19 protein-coding genes are annotated in these 17,941 nt (G+C 32.6%); 12 read left to right on the top strand and 7 right to left on the bottom strand.

Annotated features, from left to right (window positions below):
- Positions 1 to 179: 179 nt before the first annotated feature.
- From ACZ1JT_RS10995 to ACZ1JT_RS11010, 4 genes are all read right to left on the bottom strand, one after another.
- On the bottom strand, positions 180 to 1,166 hold the full coding sequence (locus tag ACZ1JT_RS10995; protein ID WP_465093875.1) for a phosphotransferase: 987 nt from the start codon (positions 1,164 to 1,166) through the stop codon (positions 180 to 182).
- Between the two features lie 81 nt (positions 1,167 to 1,247).
- Positions 1,248 to 2,240: an IS30 family transposase gene (locus ACZ1JT_RS11000; RefSeq protein WP_465093876.1), complete on the bottom strand. Its 993-nt coding sequence runs from the start codon at positions 2,238 to 2,240 to the stop codon at positions 1,248 to 1,250.
- Between the two features lie 218 nt (positions 2,241 to 2,458).
- Positions 2,459 to 3,121: a hypothetical protein gene (locus ACZ1JT_RS11005; RefSeq protein WP_465093877.1), complete on the bottom strand. Its 663-nt coding sequence runs from the start codon at positions 3,119 to 3,121 to the stop codon at positions 2,459 to 2,461.
- Positions 3,122 to 3,308: 187 nt separating this feature from the next.
- Entirely contained in the window at positions 3,309 to 4,352 is a 1,044-nt protein-coding gene (locus ACZ1JT_RS11010; RefSeq protein ID WP_465093878.1) for a tyrosine-type recombinase/integrase, read from the bottom strand.
- Between the two features lie 161 nt (positions 4,353 to 4,513).
- Here ACZ1JT_RS11010 and nadC point away from each other — a divergent pair, with 161 nt between their 5' ends.
- The 4 genes from nadC to priA all read left to right on the top strand — a co-directional run bounded on the left by nadC (position 4,514) and on the right by priA (position 9,609).
- Positions 4,514 to 5,371 (top strand): carboxylating nicotinate-nucleotide diphosphorylase, encoded by an 858-nt coding sequence (gene nadC / locus ACZ1JT_RS11015; protein WP_465093879.1) that lies wholly within the window; start codon positions 4,514 to 4,516, stop codon positions 5,369 to 5,371.
- Between the two features lie 96 nt (positions 5,372 to 5,467).
- Positions 5,468 to 6,406: a YihY/virulence factor BrkB family protein gene (locus ACZ1JT_RS11020; RefSeq protein ID WP_465093880.1), complete on the top strand. Its 939-nt coding sequence runs from the start codon at positions 5,468 to 5,470 to the stop codon at positions 6,404 to 6,406.
- A 90-nt stretch (positions 6,407 to 6,496) separates the two neighbouring features.
- A complete protein-coding gene (locus ACZ1JT_RS11025; RefSeq protein WP_465093881.1) occupies positions 6,497 to 7,066 on the top strand; it encodes a chalcone isomerase family protein in 570 nt (189 codons plus the stop codon).
- Between the two features lie 92 nt (positions 7,067 to 7,158).
- Complete coding sequence (gene priA / locus ACZ1JT_RS11030; protein WP_465093882.1) at positions 7,159 to 9,609, top strand: replication restart helicase PriA; 2,451 nt, start codon at positions 7,159 to 7,161, stop codon at positions 9,607 to 9,609.
- On the opposite strand, the gene ACZ1JT_RS11035 is transcribed toward priA, so the two are convergent.
- Positions 9,606 to 10,301: a LytR/AlgR family response regulator transcription factor gene (locus ACZ1JT_RS11035; RefSeq protein ID WP_465093883.1), complete on the bottom strand. Its 696-nt coding sequence runs from the start codon at positions 10,299 to 10,301 to the stop codon at positions 9,606 to 9,608. The two genes, priA and ACZ1JT_RS11035, sit on opposite strands and share 4 nt — an antisense overlap.
- 171 nt (positions 10,302 to 10,472) lie before the next feature.
- Here ACZ1JT_RS11035 and rpsF point away from each other — a divergent pair, with 171 nt between their 5' ends.
- The 7 genes from rpsF to ACZ1JT_RS11070 all read left to right on the top strand — a co-directional run bounded on the left by rpsF (position 10,473) and on the right by ACZ1JT_RS11070 (position 15,663).
- Entirely contained in the window at positions 10,473 to 10,814 is a 342-nt protein-coding gene (gene rpsF, locus ACZ1JT_RS11040) for a 30S ribosomal protein S6 (RefSeq protein ID WP_465093884.1), read from the top strand.
- A 5-nt stretch (positions 10,815 to 10,819) separates the two neighbouring features.
- Entirely contained in the window at positions 10,820 to 11,116 is a 297-nt protein-coding gene (rpsR, locus tag ACZ1JT_RS11045) for a 30S ribosomal protein S18 (RefSeq protein WP_002987043.1), read from the top strand.
- Between the two features lie 67 nt (positions 11,117 to 11,183).
- Entirely contained in the window at positions 11,184 to 11,627 is a 444-nt protein-coding gene (gene rplI, locus ACZ1JT_RS11050) for a 50S ribosomal protein L9 (protein ID WP_465093885.1), read from the top strand.
- 110 nt (positions 11,628 to 11,737) lie between these two features.
- Entirely contained in the window at positions 11,738 to 12,211 is a 474-nt protein-coding gene (locus ACZ1JT_RS11055) for a DUF6495 family protein (RefSeq protein WP_465093886.1), read from the top strand.
- A 74-nt stretch (positions 12,212 to 12,285) separates the two neighbouring features.
- Positions 12,286 to 14,286, top strand: a complete 2,001-nt coding sequence (ligA, locus tag ACZ1JT_RS11060) for an NAD-dependent DNA ligase LigA (RefSeq protein WP_465093887.1) — start codon at positions 12,286 to 12,288, stop codon at positions 14,284 to 14,286.
- The gene (locus ACZ1JT_RS11065) at positions 14,279 to 14,980 is read left to right on the top strand and encodes a hypothetical protein (RefSeq protein WP_465093888.1); all 702 of its coding nucleotides are present in this window, start codon (positions 14,279 to 14,281) and stop codon (positions 14,978 to 14,980) included. The genes ligA and ACZ1JT_RS11065 overlap by 8 nt, the downstream gene beginning before the upstream one ends.
- Positions 14,977 to 15,663, top strand: coding sequence for a lysoplasmalogenase family protein (locus ACZ1JT_RS11070; protein ID WP_465093889.1), 687 nt, complete (start codon positions 14,977 to 14,979; stop codon positions 15,661 to 15,663). The genes ACZ1JT_RS11065 and ACZ1JT_RS11070 overlap by 4 nt, the downstream gene beginning before the upstream one ends.
- On the opposite strand, the gene ACZ1JT_RS11075 is transcribed toward ACZ1JT_RS11070, so the two are convergent.
- Complete coding sequence (locus tag ACZ1JT_RS11075; RefSeq protein ID WP_465093890.1) at positions 15,660 to 16,583, bottom strand: bifunctional metallophosphatase/5'-nucleotidase; 924 nt, start codon at positions 16,581 to 16,583, stop codon at positions 15,660 to 15,662. The two genes, ACZ1JT_RS11070 and ACZ1JT_RS11075, sit on opposite strands and share 4 nt — an antisense overlap.
- Before the next feature lie 7 nt (positions 16,584 to 16,590).
- Positions 16,591 to 17,373 (bottom strand): 5'-nucleotidase C-terminal domain-containing protein, encoded by a 783-nt coding sequence (locus ACZ1JT_RS11080; RefSeq protein ID WP_465093891.1) that lies wholly within the window; start codon positions 17,371 to 17,373, stop codon positions 16,591 to 16,593.
- A 47-nt stretch (positions 17,374 to 17,420) separates the two neighbouring features.
- On the opposite strand from ACZ1JT_RS11080, the gene ACZ1JT_RS11085 reads away from it, so the two are divergent.
- The gene (locus ACZ1JT_RS11085) at positions 17,421 to 17,939 is read left to right on the top strand and encodes a DUF6913 domain-containing protein (protein ID WP_465093892.1); all 519 of its coding nucleotides are present in this window, start codon (positions 17,421 to 17,423) and stop codon (positions 17,937 to 17,939) included.
- Positions 17,940 to 17,941: the final 2 nt, after the last annotated feature.

A 17,941-nucleotide genomic window follows, 5' to 3' on the forward strand; every position in this document is an offset into this window, starting at 1 on the left:
AAAAAATCAAGCACCTTTTTTAATTAAGGAATTTGCCTATTTTAAATATTACTGTTTTTAGATAAAGAAAAAGTCTAATTTGTTGTACCTATGTTGTACCAAATAAATTTTATTTTAAAAAATATCAATAAAATAAGGCGTTTACAGTTTTTGTTAACCTAAACCGCTGTTAGCCACAGTTAATTCTTTTCTATTTTATAATAATCAACCCAATCTTTTATTCTTCCAACAAACATTTTAAGATAGTTTTCAGTCAGAAAGATATTTGACCAATCAAATCTTTGAGCTTGAACACCAAGATAAAAAATAAAAATTGAAGCTCCAGTTTCTGGAATTAAGTTTATCTCTTCATCTGATAATTCTCGAAATTCTTTGTAACCTTCAAGAAAACTTTTTACCTTTAATTCGTATTGATTTTTGTCTTGTTCGATGAAAAATAATTGTTTACAGAAATACCCAACATCTAAAATAAGTATTCCATTTCCACAATTATCAAAGTCGAATATAGTTATTTCATTTTCTGTATTTATGCTGAAATTGTCATACCAAATATCAAGATGAACAATTCCCTTTTGGTTATCTTCTAAATTGCATTCTTTAAAGGTTTTTGATATTTTTTCACCAATTTCTTTTAAGAATTTCATTTCACTTAAATCTTCGGAAAAAAATGGCTTTAAATAATTATATGATTTTTTTAAAAGTATTTCAGAATCATAATTTACTCTATCGATTTTCTTGCTTGCCGTTATATTATGAATCTTAGCAATAAGAGAACCAACGTCAAAGCAATTCTCATTTGTCATAAATCGTTTTTTCTCACCATTTGCAAATGAAAAAAGTACTACATAACGAATTCCTTCAGGAGCATTAATTTCTTGAATTAATTCATCATTTTTATCAGAAATTGGAAATGAAATAGAAAGGTTGTTGCTTTTGAGTATTTTTAAGAGTTCTAATTCCTCCTTGATTTCAGTTTTACTTCTCCAATTATGACAGTAAACTCTAGCTATATATTTTGTGTTTGAGTCTGATATAAAATAAGTATGATTTACTCCAGTTCTAAATAATTTACATTCAAAATTGCTATTTAGGTTGTATTTTTCTATTATAAAATTGCCTAAATCTTTTTCTGATAATGTAGAAGCAATCACTGGGAATGTTGTCATTCGGTTTCGTTTTGGTTGGCGGTTGGCGGTTTCAAATTTCTAGCGCAACGCTAGAGTATCACAAATATATCTTTTTTTAGATTACATAATTTCTAAAATCATAGAATCAAAAACTTCTTTTGGAGTTTGATAGTCGAGTACCTTTCTGGGTCTTTCGTTGAGTTCATTTTGAACTTGTTTGAGGCGTTTTTTTGTTACGGTTGATAAATCTGTTCCTTTTGGGAAATAGTCTCTTAAAAGGCCGTTTGTGTTTTCATTGGTAGGTCTTTCCCATGGGCTGTATGGATGAGTGAAATATACCTGTACTTTGGTGTTTTTGGTAAATAATTTATGTTGTGCCATTTCGGTTCCGTTGTCGTAAGTAAGCGATTTTTTCATTAGAGTAGGGAGTTGCTTAAATTCCTTTTCAAAAGCTTTTCTAACGGATTTAGCGTCTCTTGATTTTAGGTGTACCAATATGACCGCTCTGGTTGATCTTTCCACTAAAGTTCCTATTGCGGATTCTCTGTTTTTACCTAAAATTAAGTCTCCTTCCCAATGTCCAGGAATCTCTCTTCCGATTACTTCCTCCGGGCGTTCATCGATTCTTATAGGGTCTTTAATGGTTGTTCTTTTATCTGTTCCTCTTCGGGTATTTCCTCTGTATTTTCTTTTTTGTCTTAACTCGGAAATGAGCGTGCTTTTGAGTTCTTTTTTAGAATGTAGATAGATGTAAAGATAGATCGTTTCGTGGCTTACCTGCATGTTTTTGTTGTTAGGAAATAAACGTTTTAAACTTACAGAAATTTGATCAGGTGACCAAAACTTAGCCAGTTTGTCATGAATGTAATTTTGAAGTTCTGGGTTTAGTTTTATTTTACTTTTCCCATATTTTCTATTAATGCATCGGTCATAAGAATTCATGTTTGCTTCCCAAGACTGATAAGTTTTTTTCTGGTACTTTTTGATTTCTCTGTAGATGGAAGTCTTATGTCTTCCAAGCCTTAAAGCAATGGCAGGGCAGGAGAGGTTTAAAGCTAATAGTTTTTCAATTTCAATACGCTCTTTGAGAGTTAATCGGCTGTACTTTTTCATAATTAACGAACTTATAAATTTCTTTAAAAAGTTGCGTTAGATTATTGAACCGGCGTTACAATGAATGCTAACGTTCTGCGGCTTGCTCTCAGTGGCGTTGAACCAACACCAAGCCATTACAAATATAACAAAACATTCTATTCAGCAGCGGATTTTCCGTAGGAAAATCCGGAAGTAGCCATTGAAGCAAACCGCTGTTATGGGTAGCCTTTAATAATTTATATTTCGCCTGTTATAGCAAGTGCAATTATTAACCCAAAAAATATACTTAATGTTATAATTGAAAGAATATTCGATATAATTACTCGTTTTTTGTTTTCAGGTTTAAAATTTGAGAACCAAAATGAAAAAGTACATTTTAAATTATGCTCAAAATAATTCGTTTTAACTGAATCAAAAGGGGAATAAATCGGTGTTAATTTTGTGCCGTTTTCTATATTATAAATTTTACTGTTTATGAAAATTCTACTAAAGAATGAAAGGAAAAAAATTATCGCTATTAAAAAAATATTTTTAAGATAAAATGCAAGAAATGGCTTGTCAGTAATTATTACAGCTTTTCCGTCTGAATAGTCAATTTCTTTTATTTTATAAGTTTCATTGCCAATTGAAATTGTTTCTGATTCTTTTAAAAGGTTATGATTTTTATTGAATTCTTTCCAGATTCCAATAGGTTTACCATTCTCATATTCACCAACTTTGTAATTTCCACTACTATCAGTGATTATCCAATGTCCAAAAGGTATGCAGTTTTTGTCTTGTTGGTTTATGATTTGTCCGTTTGTTTTTTCAAAAGTCCGGCAAACACCAAGATAAATAGTGTCGCCGTTGTGTATTACCATTTCTTCTCGATATGGTAATGTGTCATTGTTCTTAACCATAAACTTTTGGGAAAAAGTAAATGTTGTCAAAAAAAGTAAAAAAATAATGATTTTTATTTGTCGCACTATGTTTTTTTAAGGTTACCCATAACTTACTTATATGTTTGGTAAATCAATACATATACATACAAAATGTGTTGGATATGTATGATTGCAACCAAACTTATTTTTCAAATATACTACTCTTTTATAAATCATCAAACGGACTTCGTATTTGTTGTAAACTATTTGTACTAACGTGGGTGTAAATCTCGGTTGTTCGGCTACTGTTATGTCCTAGTAACTCTTGTATGTATCGCAAATCGGTGCCCGATTCTAACAAATGGGTAGCATAACTGTGTCGTAACCAATGCAATGTTGCATTTTTGTTAACACCGCTTTTGTATAACGTATATTTGAAGGCACATTGTAAACTGCCTTCCGAATATTTAACTCCTGGTGTATTTCCTTCAAACAGCCAAAACTTGGGCTTGTAAATAGTGTAATAGTAGCGTAGCATTTCTATCGTTTTGACTGAAAGGGGTACAATACGGTCTTTTTTACCTTTAGATTGTCGTATGGTTAATAAACCTCGTTTTGAGTTTAAATCGGTCAATTTTATATTTATAAGCTCGCTTCTTCGCAAACCACAGGCATAAATCAAACTTAGCATGGCTCGATGTTTAACATTTGTAGGTGTTTCAATTATCTTTTTTACTTCAAATTTGCTTAATACATTAGGTAATTTTCTTTCTCGTTTGGGTCTGTGAATCAAATCCGGATCTATCGATTTGTTTTCAATTGTTCGAAAAAATAGTTTTATCGCATTTACAATTTGATTTTGAAACGATGCCGATAATCCATTCTTAATAATATATTTGTTGTTATAGAGTATAACATCTTCGTTGGTTATGCTCGATATAGTTCTGTCGTTATAGAAAACTAAAAACGATTTCAAAGCGTCTAAATAGGTGTTAATGGTGTTTTCGCTATACCGCTTCGAACGTAAGTGTTGTTTGAATTTTCTAGTTGCAAGTATTCCTTCGTCTGATGGTAAATAACTTGCAGCCAAAGTAAGCTTGAATCGAATACGGTTTTCTTCGGTATCGGGTACATGCCATACTTTTAGGGTTTGACTCCATTTCGAACCCTGAAAATGTTTAATGCGTTCAATAAGGTCTGAATTTTTTTCAAATACAACTGCAATTCTGCTTTCTCCTCTGTGGCGTATAACTTTAGCTTCCCATTTCATAATTTTGAATTAAAAAAATATAGGAAAATTACTAAAAATTATTCATTTTTCAATGCTTGTAAAGAAAAGTTTTAAATCGATTTATACTGCGAACAAGGGCTTATTTTATGAGAAATATTATAAAAATGTTTTACTTTAGCGATTGATAAAGAAAACATATTATGATTTCAAAAGAACAGTTTCAAAAAGAACTCGATATAATTATTGCCAATGCTATTCGTGAAGATGTGGGCGATGGAGATCATAGCTCTTTGGCTTGTATTCCAGCAGATGCTCAAGGTAAAGCAAAGTTATTGGTTAAAGATAATGGCGTGATAGCTGGAGTAGAATTTGCCATCATGGTTTTTAAATATGTTGACCCGAATTTGCAAATTGAAGTTTTTATTCCCGATGGTAACGAAGTGAAATATGGCGATGTGGTTTTACATGTTTCCGGAAGTTCACAATCCATTTTAAAGGCTGAACGACTAGTGCTTAACGCGATGCAACGAATGAGCGCTATTGCTACTAAAACAAAGGTTTTTGTTGATTTATTGGGCGGTACAAAAACTAAAATTTTAGATACCAGAAAAACAACTCCGGGTATTCGTGCGCTCGAAAAATGGGCGGTTAAAATTGCGGGTGGAGAAAACCACCGTTTTGCGTTATACGACATGATTATGTTAAAAGATAATCACAACGATTTTGCTGGCGGAATTTCTAAAGCTATCGAAAAAACCAATGCCTATCTAAAACAGCATAATCTTGATCTGAAAATTATTGTAGAAGCTAGAAATTTAGACGAAGTTGCCGAAATTTTAAAGAACGATGGTGTTTACCGAATTTTGCTCGATAATTTCAATTACGACGATACCCGTAAAGCCGTACAAATGATTAACGGAAAGTGCTTAACGGAGTCTTCAGGTGGAATTAATGAAAAAACAGTTCGCCATTATGCAGAATGTGGCGTGGATTTTGTATCGTCTGGTGCATTAACACATTCTATTTATAATATGGATTTAAGTTTAAAAGCAATTTAATAAAGAAAAGAAAATAGATAGAGGTGTTGCGCTTAACTTATAACTAGCTTCGCTCCGTTCGCCTTAGGCTCGGGTCATAATTCATAACTCAAAAGAATGTCCAAAGAAATAGAAGAACAAATCGAGAAAATTCCAGTTTTAAACAAGCTGATGGCTTTATGTAAAACCATAAAAGTACCAGGACTTGAAGGGGTTTCGTTGTATGAAATTCTGGAATTGTATGGTATCGGTATTGCTAAAGGTGCATTCTCGTATCGTGCGGGAGCGATTGCGTTCAGTTTTTTCATGGCATTGTTTCCGTTTGCACTGTTTATACTGAATTTAATCCCGTATATACCCTTAGAGGGTTTTCAAGAAGATTTCCTGCAGTTTGTGTCCGATAGTGTTCCGCCAAATACTTATGGCGCTGTCGAAGCCATTCTGAAAGATATTATGAATAACTCCTATAAAAGTTTATTATCATTCGGTTTTCTATTGTCTATTTTCTTAATGGCTAACGGTTTAAATGCTATTTTAGGTGGTTTCGAATCATCCTATCATGTAACGATTAAACGGGGGTATTTTCGTCAATATGCTGTAGCTATCGGGTTGTCGCTTATTTTTTCATTTTTATTGATTGTAACCATATCTTCCATTGTTGTTTCCGAAGTATTTATACAGAAATTCTCAAACCGTTTTCAGTTAGACGATGTGTTGTTAATCGAATGGGCACGATACCTGTTTATTTTAATCATGCTTTTTGTCTCCACATCTTTTCTTTTTAAATTCGGAACTAGAGAAACCAAACAAATTCCTTTTTTCAATGCAGGAGCGATGTTAACAACAGTGTTGGTAATTGTAACCTCTTATTTATTTGGTATTTATGTTACAAAGTTTGCGCGATACAACGAATTATATGGTTCAATTGGCACGCTTCTTGTTTTAATGTTTTACATCTGGATTAACTGTATGATATTGTTGCTAGGTTTCGAACTTAATGCCATCATCAGTAAGCACAAACGAAATCCCGATAAAGCGAAAATTTCATTCGAATAAAAAAAAATGATTTTCCTTAGGGCTAAAAATTAAAATTGCAGATTTCCGGAAGAAAAAATTTATATATTTAACAAAACAAAAACTACTATTATGAAAAAACAGTTCTTTACATTATTACTTGTAGCATTTGTCGGATTGTTTTCCGCGTCGGCTCAAACTACAGATGTAGCAGGAGTTAAAGTTGCTCAAAAAGCAACATTTGAAGGTCAAAATTTAGTACTTAACGGAGCTGGTATCCGTGAAAAAATGTGGATTGATTTGTATGTTGGTGCTTTGTATTTGCCTAAAAAGAGTTCAAATGCTGCAGAAATTATGAGTAGTGAAGAAGCAGCTGCTATCAAGCTTACAATCATTTCTGGAATGATTACTAGTGATAAAATGATTAATGCAGTAAACGAAGGTTTTGAAAATGCAACAAATAAAAACACTGCACCAATCAAAGCTAAAATCGAAAAATTCAAATCATTCTTTAAAGAAGAAATTAAAAAAGGAGATGTTTTTGATATTGTTAACGTACCTGGAAAAGGGGTGGTAGTATCTAAAAACGGAAAAGAAAAAGGTGTTATTGAGGGTGCCGATTTCAAAAAAGCACTTTTCGGAATTTGGTTGTCAAACAAACCTGCCGATAAAGATCTTAAAGCAGCTATGCTAGGAAAATAATTTCAGTAAACGAAATACATTTATAAAAACACTTCCAATATGGAGGTGTTTTTTTATGGATGTCAATTATATTTGTAGTTCAAAAGTTGTTTATGCCTTATTTTATTGAAGTCGTTTTACCTTTATCGTTATCCAAAACCTTTACCTATTTGGTTTCGGAAGCAGAGTATAACTACATCCGAAAAGGAATGCGAGTGGCTGTTCCTTTTGGAAGAAATAAAATTTACACGGCATTAGTAATCGACTTGCACCAAAATGCACCAACACTGTATCAAGCAAAAGAAATTCATCAAATTCTAGATGAAGTTCCGGTAGTAAATGAAATCCAAATTGAACATTGGACGTGGATTGCGTCGTATTATATGTGTTCTATTGGAGAGGTTTTTAAAAGCGCGCTGCCTTCTGGATTTCTTCTGGAAAGTGAAACGGTAATTTCTGCTTCAAAAGAAGAAACAATCGATGTAAAAGAACTTACCGATAGCGAATTTCTTATTTATGAAGCTTTGCAAAAACAATCGTCTTTAAAAGTAGATGATATTATTGCGGTTTTGGGTAAAAAAAATGTGTTCCCGGTTTTAAATGCAATGTTGTCTAAAAAAGCATTGGTGTTGCAGGAAGAAGTAAATGAAAAATACAAACCAAAACTTACGCGGTATATTCGTTTGCAAGACGAATTTCACAATCAGGAGCAATTATCAGAGTTGTTAGAAATCCTTTCTCGTGCTCAAAAACAAAGGGAATTGGTTTTGCATTATTTTCAACTTCAAGCTGTCGATAAAAAGCCTATTTCTGTAAAAAAACTTATCGAAGCTTCAGGCTCAACATCAGCAGTAATAAAATCCTTGGTAGATAAAGAGATTTTTGAAGAATATTATATTGCCGAAGATAGGGTGTCTTTTGAAAAAGAGGAGAACATTCAATTTGAATTAAGTCCTCAACAGCAAGAGGCCTTTACTGGTATAAAAACTTCTTTCGAGGAAAATCCTGTAACCTTGCTTCATGGCGTTACTGCGTCTGGTAAAACCGAAATTTACATTAAGTTAATTGAAGAATATATCGAATCGGATAAACAAGTTTTGTATTTGCTGCCCGAAATTGCTCTTACTACACAATTGGTGTCTCGTCTTTCGGCTTATTTTGGAAATCAAGTAGCTGTCTTTCATTCAAAATATACCAATAACGAAAGGGTTGAGGTTTGGAATCAGGTGTTGCAACATTCCGAAAAGGCTAAAATTGTAATTGGCGCGCGTTCTGCATTGTTTTTACCTTTCAATGATTTGGGACTGATTGTTATCGACGAAGAACACGAGCAAACGTTTAAGCAATTTGATCCTGCTCCTCGTTATCATGCTCGTGATGCTGCTATTGTTTTGGCAAATAGCCATAAAGCAAACGTATTGTTAGGTTCGGCAACGCCAAGTTTAGAAACCTATTTTAATGTAAAAGCAAATAAATATGGTCTGGTAGAACTTTTCGACCGATACGGAAATGTGGTTTTACCGGAGATTTATTTGGTCGATTTAAAAGATAAATACAAACGCAAACGAATGAATGGTCATTTTAGTGATGACTTGTTGGAAGAAATAACCGACTCACTTTCTAAAGGGGAACAGGTTATTTTGTTTCAAAACCGAAGGGGATATTCGCCGTTTGTAGAATGTATGACTTGTGGTCACGTACCACAATGTCCTAGTTGCGATGTGAGTTTAACATACTACAAATTTAAAAATCAATTGCGTTGTCATTATTGCGGACATTCGATTGCAAATCCTACACACTGTCATGCTTGTCAATCGGTAGATTTATCTACAAAAGGTTTTGGTACCGAGCAAATTGAATTGGAATTGAAAGCGTTATTTCCGGAAAAAGTAATTGGTCGAATGGATCAGGATACCACAAGAGGAAAATACGGTTATGAGAAAATTATAGATGCTTTTAAAAATCAAGAAATCGATATTTTAGTCGGTACTCAAATGTTAGCAAAAGGTTTGCATTTCGATAATGTTACTCTGGTGGGAATTATGAATGCCGATAACATGCTTAACCAACCTGATTTTCGTTCGCACGAAAGAGCATATCAAATGATGATGCAAGTATCGGGTAGAGCTGGACGAACTGAAAAACGAGGGAAAGTGATGATACAAACTTATAATCCGTATCATAATATTATTCAACAGGTGGTTAGTAATGATTATTTAGGCATGTTTAAGGAACAAATTTATGAGCGTCATAACTTTAAATATCCGCCGTATTTCAGATTGATCAAATTAATATTAAAGCATCGTGATTTCGATAAATTGAAAGAAGGTTCGTTGTGGTTGTACAATGTTTTGGTTCAGCAGTTGCAGATTCCTGTTTTAGGTCCAGAAGAGCCAGCCATTAGCCGAATTCGAAATGAATACATTCGAACTATTTTGGTTAAAATTCCGAGCCAGAACCATCTGGGACAAACAAAAAAAACTATCCAAAGGGTATTGAATAGTTTTGAGGCAATTGCGCAATACAGAGCAATAAAAGTGACTATAAATGTTGATAATTATTAAGCACTTTCAATAGCTTTCACCAAGTCTTCTTTTTTATTTCGACTTAACGGAATTTTATTCGGACCGATTTCAGCAAATTTGCTGTTGAATTTCTCGATTTTATCAATATTCACAATAAACGATTTATGAACCCTAATGAATTTGTCTTTTGGTAATTCATTTTCAAACGATTTCATGGTCGATAAAACCAAATGGTTATCTTCTTCGGTAATTACTTTTACATAATCACCATAAGCTTCAATCCATTTAATTCTTGAAATGTAAATTTTTAATTTTTTTAGATTACTCTTAATAAAGATGTGCGGACTTTCTTCATCACTATTTTCTTTACTGAGTGAAATCATACTAATGGCTTTTTTTACAGCCTGATTAAATCGCTCTCTAGTAATAGGTTTATGAAGGTAATCTGTTGCGGCATAATCAAAAGCCTTAACAGCATACTCCGCCTTAGAGGTTATAAAAATAACCTGAGGTTTTACTTTTAACCCGTCTAAAAGGTCGAAACCATTAATTACGGGCATTTCAATGTCTAGAAAAACCAAATCAACATTTTTGTTGGTGATACAGTTTTTCGCTTCCACAGCATTAGAAAATTCGCCTACAAGCTCCAGATTTGGGTTGTCATTTACCAGTTTGGTAATGGTCAATCTTTGGATGCTACTATCATCTACTACAATACAATTTATTTTCATAAGCTTCCGGTAAGGGGTTAATACTGAAATAAAAATATTAAAATACTTTGAAAGATAAAAGGAAAATTGCTAAAATATTGCATTTCATCTAAAATAATCATTTTTGTATTGTTGGTTAAATATAAATCACTATTTTTGCACCCAATTTTATAACAAATAAATATTTTTATTATGAATCATTATGAAACTGTTTTCATCTTGAATCCCGTTTTATCTGAACAACAGGTAAAGGAAACAGTAAGCAAATTTGAAGATTTTCTTACTTCTAAAGGAGCAAAGATGGTAGCTAAAGAGGATTGGGGCTTGAAAAAAATGGCTTACGAAATCCAACACAAGAAATCTGGTTTTTACCATTTATTCCAATTTGAAGCTGCTGGAGATATTTTAGCAGGTTTTGAAACTGAGTTCCGTCGTGATGAGCGCATTATGCGTTTCTTAACTGTTAGTTTAGATAAACACGCGTTAGCTTGGGCTGAAAGAAGAAGAGAAAAATTAAAATCTAAAAAAGCGTAATTACCATGTCAACAATTGAGCAATCTGCAAAAGGAAAAAAAGACGGTGATATCAGATATCTTACGCCTTTAAACATAGAAACAAACAAAACTAAAAAGTATTGTCGTTTCAAAAAATCAGGAATCAAATATATCGATTATAAAGATGCTGATTTCTTATTGAAATTCGTTAACGAGCAAGGAAAAATTCTTCCTCGTCGTTTAACAGGAACTTCATTAAAATACCAAAGAAAAGTGTCTGTAGCGGTTAAAAGAGCTCGTCACTTAGCTTTAATGCCTTACGTGGCCGATTTATTAAAATAATTAATTAAACAAAGTTGTTGGTTTCCCGTTAAAAGGAACCTAACTTCTAAAATATAAGGACAACAACATGGAACTTATTTTAAAACAAGACGTTCAAAATTTAGGATTTAAAGATGACGTAGTTTCAGTTAAACCTGGATACGGACGTAACTTCTTAATCCCTCAAGGTTTCGCAATTTTAGCAACTCCTTCTGCAAAAAAAGTTTTAGCTGAAAACCTAAAACAAAAAGCACACAAAGAAGCTAAAATCGTTGCTGATGCTAAATCATTAGCTGAAACTTTAAAAGCTTTAGATATCAAAATTACTGCTAAAGCTGGTGGTGAAAAATTATTTGGATCTGTAACTAACGCTGATATCGCTGAAGTTTTAGAGAAAAATGGTCAATCAATCGATAGAAAATTCATCACTTCTGGTATTGTTAAACGTACTGGTAAATATACTGCTTCAGTTCGTTTACACCGTGATGTAATTGTTGAATTACCTTACGAAATTATTGCTGAACAAGCTTAATTTCAAAAAGAGATATGTAGAAGAGTCCCGATGCAAATCGGGACTTTTTTTATAAATTTATAAATAGTTTCGCGCAGTAAGTTATATGCTTACGGCTTACAGCTTAAAAAATGAAATATACTCGACTAACAAAAGAACAGCTCGAAGAATTGCATCAGGAATTTATAAATTTCCTGGCTTCTCAACAAATAGATAAAAACGAATGGGATACTATAAAAATAGATAACCCCCAAGTTGCTGAGCAGGAAATTGATGTGTTTTCCGATTTAATCTGGGAAGGTGTTTTAACCAATGCCAAGTATTTAGAACATTATTCTAAAAACTACATTTTTCTTTTCCATTGTACCGAAGTGCACATGTTTACAATTATTATCCATTCGTTGGTTCCCGATGTTGATTTGCTTCAAAAAGATGGTTTGCAATGGTTGAGCGATAATTTGTTTACAGATAATGTTGAGGTGCAACGCGGACAAAAAGTTTTTCCAGACGATAGAAATCTTGAAATTTTCAACTTGATAAAGCAAGGAGCTATATTTACAGATGGCGACCTTTATCTGCAAATGGAAAATATTTTGGAGAAATAGAAGTTTATTTTACTTTGATACGAGAAATTGGTTAAATTAGTTGCTAGTAAATTAATTTATCCAATTTTTTTTATATGGATGTTTTGCAGCAAATTAAAGCATTACGTGACGAGTTAAATCAGCATAATTATAATTATTACGTTTTAGATAATCCAACAATCTCGGATTATGAATTTGATACTAAACTTAAAACGCTTCAAGAGTTAGAAGCAAAACACCCTGAATTTTTCGATGAAGATTCTCCCACACAACGTGTAGGTGGAGCCGTTACCAAGAACTTCGAAACGGTTAAGCACGAATACCGAATGTATTCGTTGGATAATTCCTATTCTAAAGAAGATTTGCTCGATTGGGAAAATCGTATGCAAAAAATATTAGGCGATGTTCCTATTCAATATACTTGTGAGTTAAAATATGATGGTGCTTCTATTAGTATTTCGTATGAAAATGGAAAACTGAAAAGAGCAGTAACGCGTGGCGATGGTTTTCAAGGTGATGATGTAACCAATAATATCAAGACGATTAAAGCGGTTCCTATTCGTTTGAAAGGCGATTTTCCCGAACGATTTGATATTCGTGGTGAAATTATTTTGCCGTTGGCTGGTTTCGAAAGAATGAATCAGGAGCTTATTGAAATAGGAGAAACACCTTATGCAAATCCAAGAAATACGGCCTCCGGAAGTTTAAAATTACAAGACAGTGCCGAAGTTGCTAAACGCCCTTTAGATTGTTTGTTGTATTCCCTAATTGGGAATAATTTACCGTTTGATTCTCAGTTTAAAGGCCTAGAAAAGGCTAGGGATTGGGGGTTTAAAGTTCCGAATCAGTCTAAGTTAGCTCAAAATATTACAGAAGTTTTTGAATTTATTGATTATTGGGACAAACATCGCCATGAAATGCCATACGAAACGGATGGTGTTGTGGTTAAAGTGAATAATCTCAATCAGCAAGAAGAATTAGGATATACGGCTAAATCACCCAGATGGGCCATTGCCTATAAATTTAAAGCAGAACAGGTTTCAACACGACTCAATTCTATTTCGTATCAAGTTGGTCGTACTGGAGCCATAACACCAGTAGCGAATCTTGAACCGGTTCAGCTGGCTGGAACAGTTGTAAAAAGAGCATCTTTACATAATGCCGATCAAATTGAGAAGTTAGATATTCGGATAGGAGATGAGGTTTTTGTTGAAAAGGGTGGGGAAATTATTCCGAAAATTGTGGGAGTTGATTTCGAAAAACGTCCGCAGAATTCACAAGTAACACATTACATCACAAACTGTCCAGAATGTGATTCGGAATTGGTTCGTAAAGATGGAGAGGCACAACATTATTGTCCGAATTTTTATGGTTGTCCGCCACAAATTATAGGAAGAATTCAACATTACATTACTCGTAAGGCTATGGATATTGAAGGTCTTGGAGGAGAAACAGTTGCTTTGCTTTTTAATAACGGACTAGTGACAAATTACGCCGATTTATACGAACTTAAAAAGGACCAGATTGTCCCGTTAGAGCGTATGGCTGAAAAATCGGCCGAAAATCTTATTAACGGAATTGAAAAATCAAAAAATATTACATTCGATCGTGTTTTGTATGCCTTAGGTATTCGTTATGTTGGAGAAACTGTGGCTAAAAAATTAGCGAAGCACTACAAATCAATTGATGCTATTGCGGCGGCTTCCATGTCAGAATTAATTTTGGTTGATGAAATTGGCGATAAAATTGCACAAAGTGTAGTTGAATTCTTTGAAAATGAAACCAATAGGATTACGATTCAGCGTTTAAAAGATTACGGTGTTCAATTAGAACTGTCTAAAGAATCGGATACATCTATTTCGAATATCTTAGATGGTAAAACATTTGTCGTGTCTGGTGTTTTTGAAAAATTTTCACGAGACGATTTGAAAAAGGCTATAGAGGATAATGGCGGTAAAGTTGGTAGTTCTATTTCTGCTAAAACACATTATGTAGTGGCTGGAGCCAATATGGGGCCTGCAAAACTGGAAAAGGCAAATCAGTTAAAGATTCCAATTATTAGTGAAGACGATTTTATAACGATGTTACATGAGTAAAATTACACCGGCACTTATTTTATATGCGGTAGCTTCGCTGCTTTTCTTTATTTCCACAGTTTTTAAGTTGGAAACAGTTGAGTTTTTGGTAAAACCAATGATTGCACCTGCTATATTTTTTCATTATTGGCAAATGAATAAAGGGAAGATAAATTTTTTGTTCTTTTTAATGCTACTCTTTTTTTATATTGGTGACATGCTCATATTAATTGGTTTGGATAATTTGTTTTTACCATTAATGATTACCAATCTATTATCATATTTAATTTTCTTTTATTTTTTGATGCAAGATTTGATGATTTTGCGTAATCGGAAAGTTTTTAAATCGAATGCTTTAATAATTTCAATCATCACATTTTTTCTTCTTACGCTTTTGTATATCGGAATTCGAATGATATTTGATACCAGTTTTGAAAATTATTATCTCATTATGTTTTATGGTTTTGTACTCTTTTTATTGGGTATACAAGCCACTTTTATCTACCTAAAGAACAATTCCGATTCTAAAGTGTATCTGGCTATTACAGTATTGTGTTTTATAATGTCAGATTTATTTTACGTTTTATATAATTATTTCCTTGAATTGAATATCTTTGTATATATCAATATACTATGTCAGGTTTTATCTTTTTATTATCTAGTTAATTTTATGGTACGGAGAGATAAATGGCGAGCTAAATTTTTAAATAAATGAATGGAAGACCCGCTTTAATACTGTACTTTGTTGCTGTGTTCCTGTTTATGGTCTCTCTTTATTTTAGAATTGACGAACTCTCGTTGTTAGTAAAACCCATAATAATTCCTTCTGTGTTTTTTTATTATTTGCAACGAAAAAAAGAAAACGTCAATTTGGTTTTATTGTTTTCGATTGTAATATTCTTTGTCGGGGATATGTTGGTTCTCATTGAACCTTATAAAGCGTTTGCTTTTGTTGTGCCTCTTTTTATTATTTCGTATGCTTTATTTTTTTCTGAAATATTTAAAGATACTTTATCCATAAAATGGAAAGAAGTTAAAAGCGGACATCTATTTGCGATAATTCTATGTGCATTTTTACTGTTATACTTGTTTGTTACATCATTGGATTTGCTGATGGAAATTAAAGAAAGTAAAATTTACCTTTTGGTTATTTATGGAATTGTTTTGTTTTTAATCGGATTCTTTTCTTCGGTAAACTATGTACTAAAAGCAGATCGCTTGAGCTTTTTTATGATTCTAACCACTTTATGCTTTGTAATATCCGATGTGTTTTATGTGCTTAATAAATATTTCATAGACATTAATATGTTCGATTACATAAGTAACTTAACACAATCGTTGTCATACTATTTTTTAGTACAATACTTTGTTTACAAATCAATGAAGTTAGAAGATTAAACTATAATGCTACGTCCTTTGTTTGTTACCGCATTATTATCTGCATCAAAATAAAAATCAATTCTACCTAAATTAATACCAAAACAGCCTACTTGATTAATCAATACTTCATTTCCTGCGCTATTGGTTTCAATATAGGGTTTATCCAAAAAGGTATGCGTGTGTCCCCCAATGATTAAATCGATGTCTTTAGTTTTTCGTGCTAAATTAACATCGCAAATCTTATCAGGCTCATTAGCGTATTTAAAACCAAGGTGTGATAAACAAATTACCAAATCACATTTGTTGTCATGTTTTAATATTCTCGCCATATCGGTTGCAACATCAACAGGATTATTGTAGACAGTTTCTTTATAAAGTTTTTTATCTACTAAACCTTGTAATTCAACTCCTAAACCGAAAATTCCAATTTTTAATCCGTTTTTATGAATGATTTTGTATGGTTTTACTAATCCGTTTAATACCGTATTTTTAAAATCGTAATTAGCCGAAACAAAATCGAATTTAGCATGAGGCATTTGAGCGTAGAAACCATCTATACCGTTATCGAAATCGTGATTTCCCATAGTGGCCAAATCGTATTTCATCATACTCATTAATTTGAATTCAAGTTCACCGCCGTAATAATTAAAATAGGGAGTACCTTGAAAAATATCGCCGGCATCTAATAACAAAACATTTTCTTCTTCTTGTCTTATTTTTTCAATTAGAGCCGCTCTTCTTGCAACACCACCACTATTTGGGTTTTTAGGATGGTCGGCCGGAAACGGGTCGATATGACTGTGAACGTCGTTCGTATGTAGTATGGTTAGTTTTTTTACGTCATTTCCAACAGAATTAAAACCAGTTAATGGCAATCCACCTAGTGTAAGTAAAGCAGAACTAGCTGCAGTGTTTTTTAAAAAATCTCTTCTTTTCATGATGCAATTATTCAGGTATTATTCTTTGGTCATTTAAAACAGGTATGGTATCCACTTTTTTGAAATAGTCTATAATAACATTTCGAAGCTTATAATCCATATCATAGGTTTTTACATTCTTTTTAAAAAAATCCATTTTGTCACCACCGTTCGATAAATAATCGGATGTTGCTACATAGTACACGGTATTGTTGTCTATGGGTTTTCCATTTACAGTAAGTGATTTGATGGCCATAGTGTTTTTGTCGAACACAATTTTAAGTCCCCATAGCGGATGTGGTTTGCGTTCTTTTAAGATGTATTCAGCCATTTCACGAATTTGCTCACCTTTTAAAGCTACTACAATTAAACTGTTTTCAAATGGCATAATTTCAAATGCAGTACGTGTAGTAACATTGCCTTTTGGTAAAACTGAGCGAATTCCGCCATGATTTAAAAGACATATATCGATGTTTTTATGTTCACGACTAAAAAATACAGGATTTCCCATTTCTACGGTAAGGCTGGCCATTAAATTTCCAATAGTAGTTTGCCATTCGCCTTTGCTTTTGTCTAGAGTTTCTGGAGCATAAGCCAAAATACTATCTAAATCTTTGTTTATATGATTGCGATAGGGTTCTACAAAATTGTCTATTGCTTTAACTTCACCATATTCGTTTGAAACGGGAATTTGTTTGCCTTCAATTTTGTAATTATGATAAATTTTTGGTGAACAGGAATACAGAAAAAAAAGTATTGCCGAAACAAAAAAATGTATGAATAAACGGTTATTGTTTCTTAATTTTACCATTTTAATAACAGCTGATTGATTAAATTTGTACCAAGAGTAAAATTACTATGTTTTTAAAACTTATTAAGGATTTTTCAATTAAAAAAATAGTTAAAAAATCTTTGTTGCAGTATAAGCCTATTGTTTCCGATAAAAAAATTCAAACCGTTGGATTGTTAATTGATGAAACGTATTTTTCTAAAGAAAAAGAGCTGTTGTTGGCAATCGAACAGAACGGTATTGCTAAAAATAACATTAGCATATTGATTTACAAAGATAAGATTGATAAAAAAGAAGTTATTGAATCTGATTTTTTTTCAAAAAAAGATGTTTCGTTACATGGTACTTTATTGAAAGATGAAGTACATACATTTTTGGGAAAACCATTCGATATTTTAATTAGCTATTACGATACTGATAAACCTATTTTGCGATTAATTACCATGCAATCGATGGCAACTTTTAAAGTAGGTCTTTCTATTGATAATGAATATTTTAACAATTTTACAATAAACACTATTGCCGAAAATCACGACGGATTTATTTCTGAACTGTTCAGGTATTTAAAAATTCTAAAAAAACTATAATC

The sequence above is a fragment of the Flavobacterium sp. IC2-16 genome, from assembly GCF_055521455.1.

What these genes read in the sequence shown, in the direction of transcription:
- ACZ1JT_RS10995 (WP_465093875.1), bottom strand. Translation starts at nt 1,166, where the DNA reads ATGACAACATTCCCAGTGATTGCTTCTACATTATCAGAAAAAGATTTA.
- ACZ1JT_RS11000 (WP_465093876.1), bottom strand. Translation starts at nt 2,240, where the DNA reads ATGAAAAAGTACAGCCGATTAACTCTCAAAGAGCGTATTGAAATTGAA.
- ACZ1JT_RS11005 (WP_465093877.1), bottom strand. Translation starts at nt 3,121, where the DNA reads ATGGTTAAGAACAATGACACATTACCATATCGAGAAGAAATGGTAATA.
- ACZ1JT_RS11010 (WP_465093878.1), bottom strand. Translation starts at nt 4,352, where the DNA reads ATGAAATGGGAAGCTAAAGTTATACGCCACAGAGGAGAAAGCAGAATT.
- nadC (WP_465093879.1), top strand. Translation starts at nt 4,514, where the DNA reads ATGATTTCAAAAGAACAGTTTCAAAAAGAACTCGATATAATTATTGCC.
- ACZ1JT_RS11020 (WP_465093880.1), top strand. Translation starts at nt 5,468, where the DNA reads ATGTCCAAAGAAATAGAAGAACAAATCGAGAAAATTCCAGTTTTAAAC.
- ACZ1JT_RS11025 (WP_465093881.1), top strand. Translation starts at nt 6,497, where the DNA reads ATGAAAAAACAGTTCTTTACATTATTACTTGTAGCATTTGTCGGATTG.
- priA (WP_465093882.1), top strand. Translation starts at nt 7,159, where the DNA reads ATGCCTTATTTTATTGAAGTCGTTTTACCTTTATCGTTATCCAAAACC.
- ACZ1JT_RS11035 (WP_465093883.1), bottom strand. Translation starts at nt 10,301, where the DNA reads ATGAAAATAAATTGTATTGTAGTAGATGATAGTAGCATCCAAAGATTG.
- rpsF (WP_465093884.1), top strand. Translation starts at nt 10,473, where the DNA reads ATGAATCATTATGAAACTGTTTTCATCTTGAATCCCGTTTTATCTGAA.
- rpsR (WP_002987043.1), top strand. Translation starts at nt 10,820, where the DNA reads ATGTCAACAATTGAGCAATCTGCAAAAGGAAAAAAAGACGGTGATATC.
- rplI (WP_465093885.1), top strand. Translation starts at nt 11,184, where the DNA reads ATGGAACTTATTTTAAAACAAGACGTTCAAAATTTAGGATTTAAAGAT.
- ACZ1JT_RS11055 (WP_465093886.1), top strand. Translation starts at nt 11,738, where the DNA reads ATGAAATATACTCGACTAACAAAAGAACAGCTCGAAGAATTGCATCAG.
- ligA (WP_465093887.1), top strand. Translation starts at nt 12,286, where the DNA reads ATGGATGTTTTGCAGCAAATTAAAGCATTACGTGACGAGTTAAATCAG.
- ACZ1JT_RS11065 (WP_465093888.1), top strand. Translation starts at nt 14,279, where the DNA reads ATGAGTAAAATTACACCGGCACTTATTTTATATGCGGTAGCTTCGCTG.
- ACZ1JT_RS11070 (WP_465093889.1), top strand. Translation starts at nt 14,977, where the DNA reads ATGAATGGAAGACCCGCTTTAATACTGTACTTTGTTGCTGTGTTCCTG.
- ACZ1JT_RS11075 (WP_465093890.1), bottom strand. Translation starts at nt 16,583, where the DNA reads ATGAAAAGAAGAGATTTTTTAAAAAACACTGCAGCTAGTTCTGCTTTA.
- ACZ1JT_RS11080 (WP_465093891.1), bottom strand. Translation starts at nt 17,373, where the DNA reads ATGGTAAAATTAAGAAACAATAACCGTTTATTCATACATTTTTTTGTT.
- ACZ1JT_RS11085 (WP_465093892.1), top strand. Translation starts at nt 17,421, where the DNA reads ATGTTTTTAAAACTTATTAAGGATTTTTCAATTAAAAAAATAGTTAAA.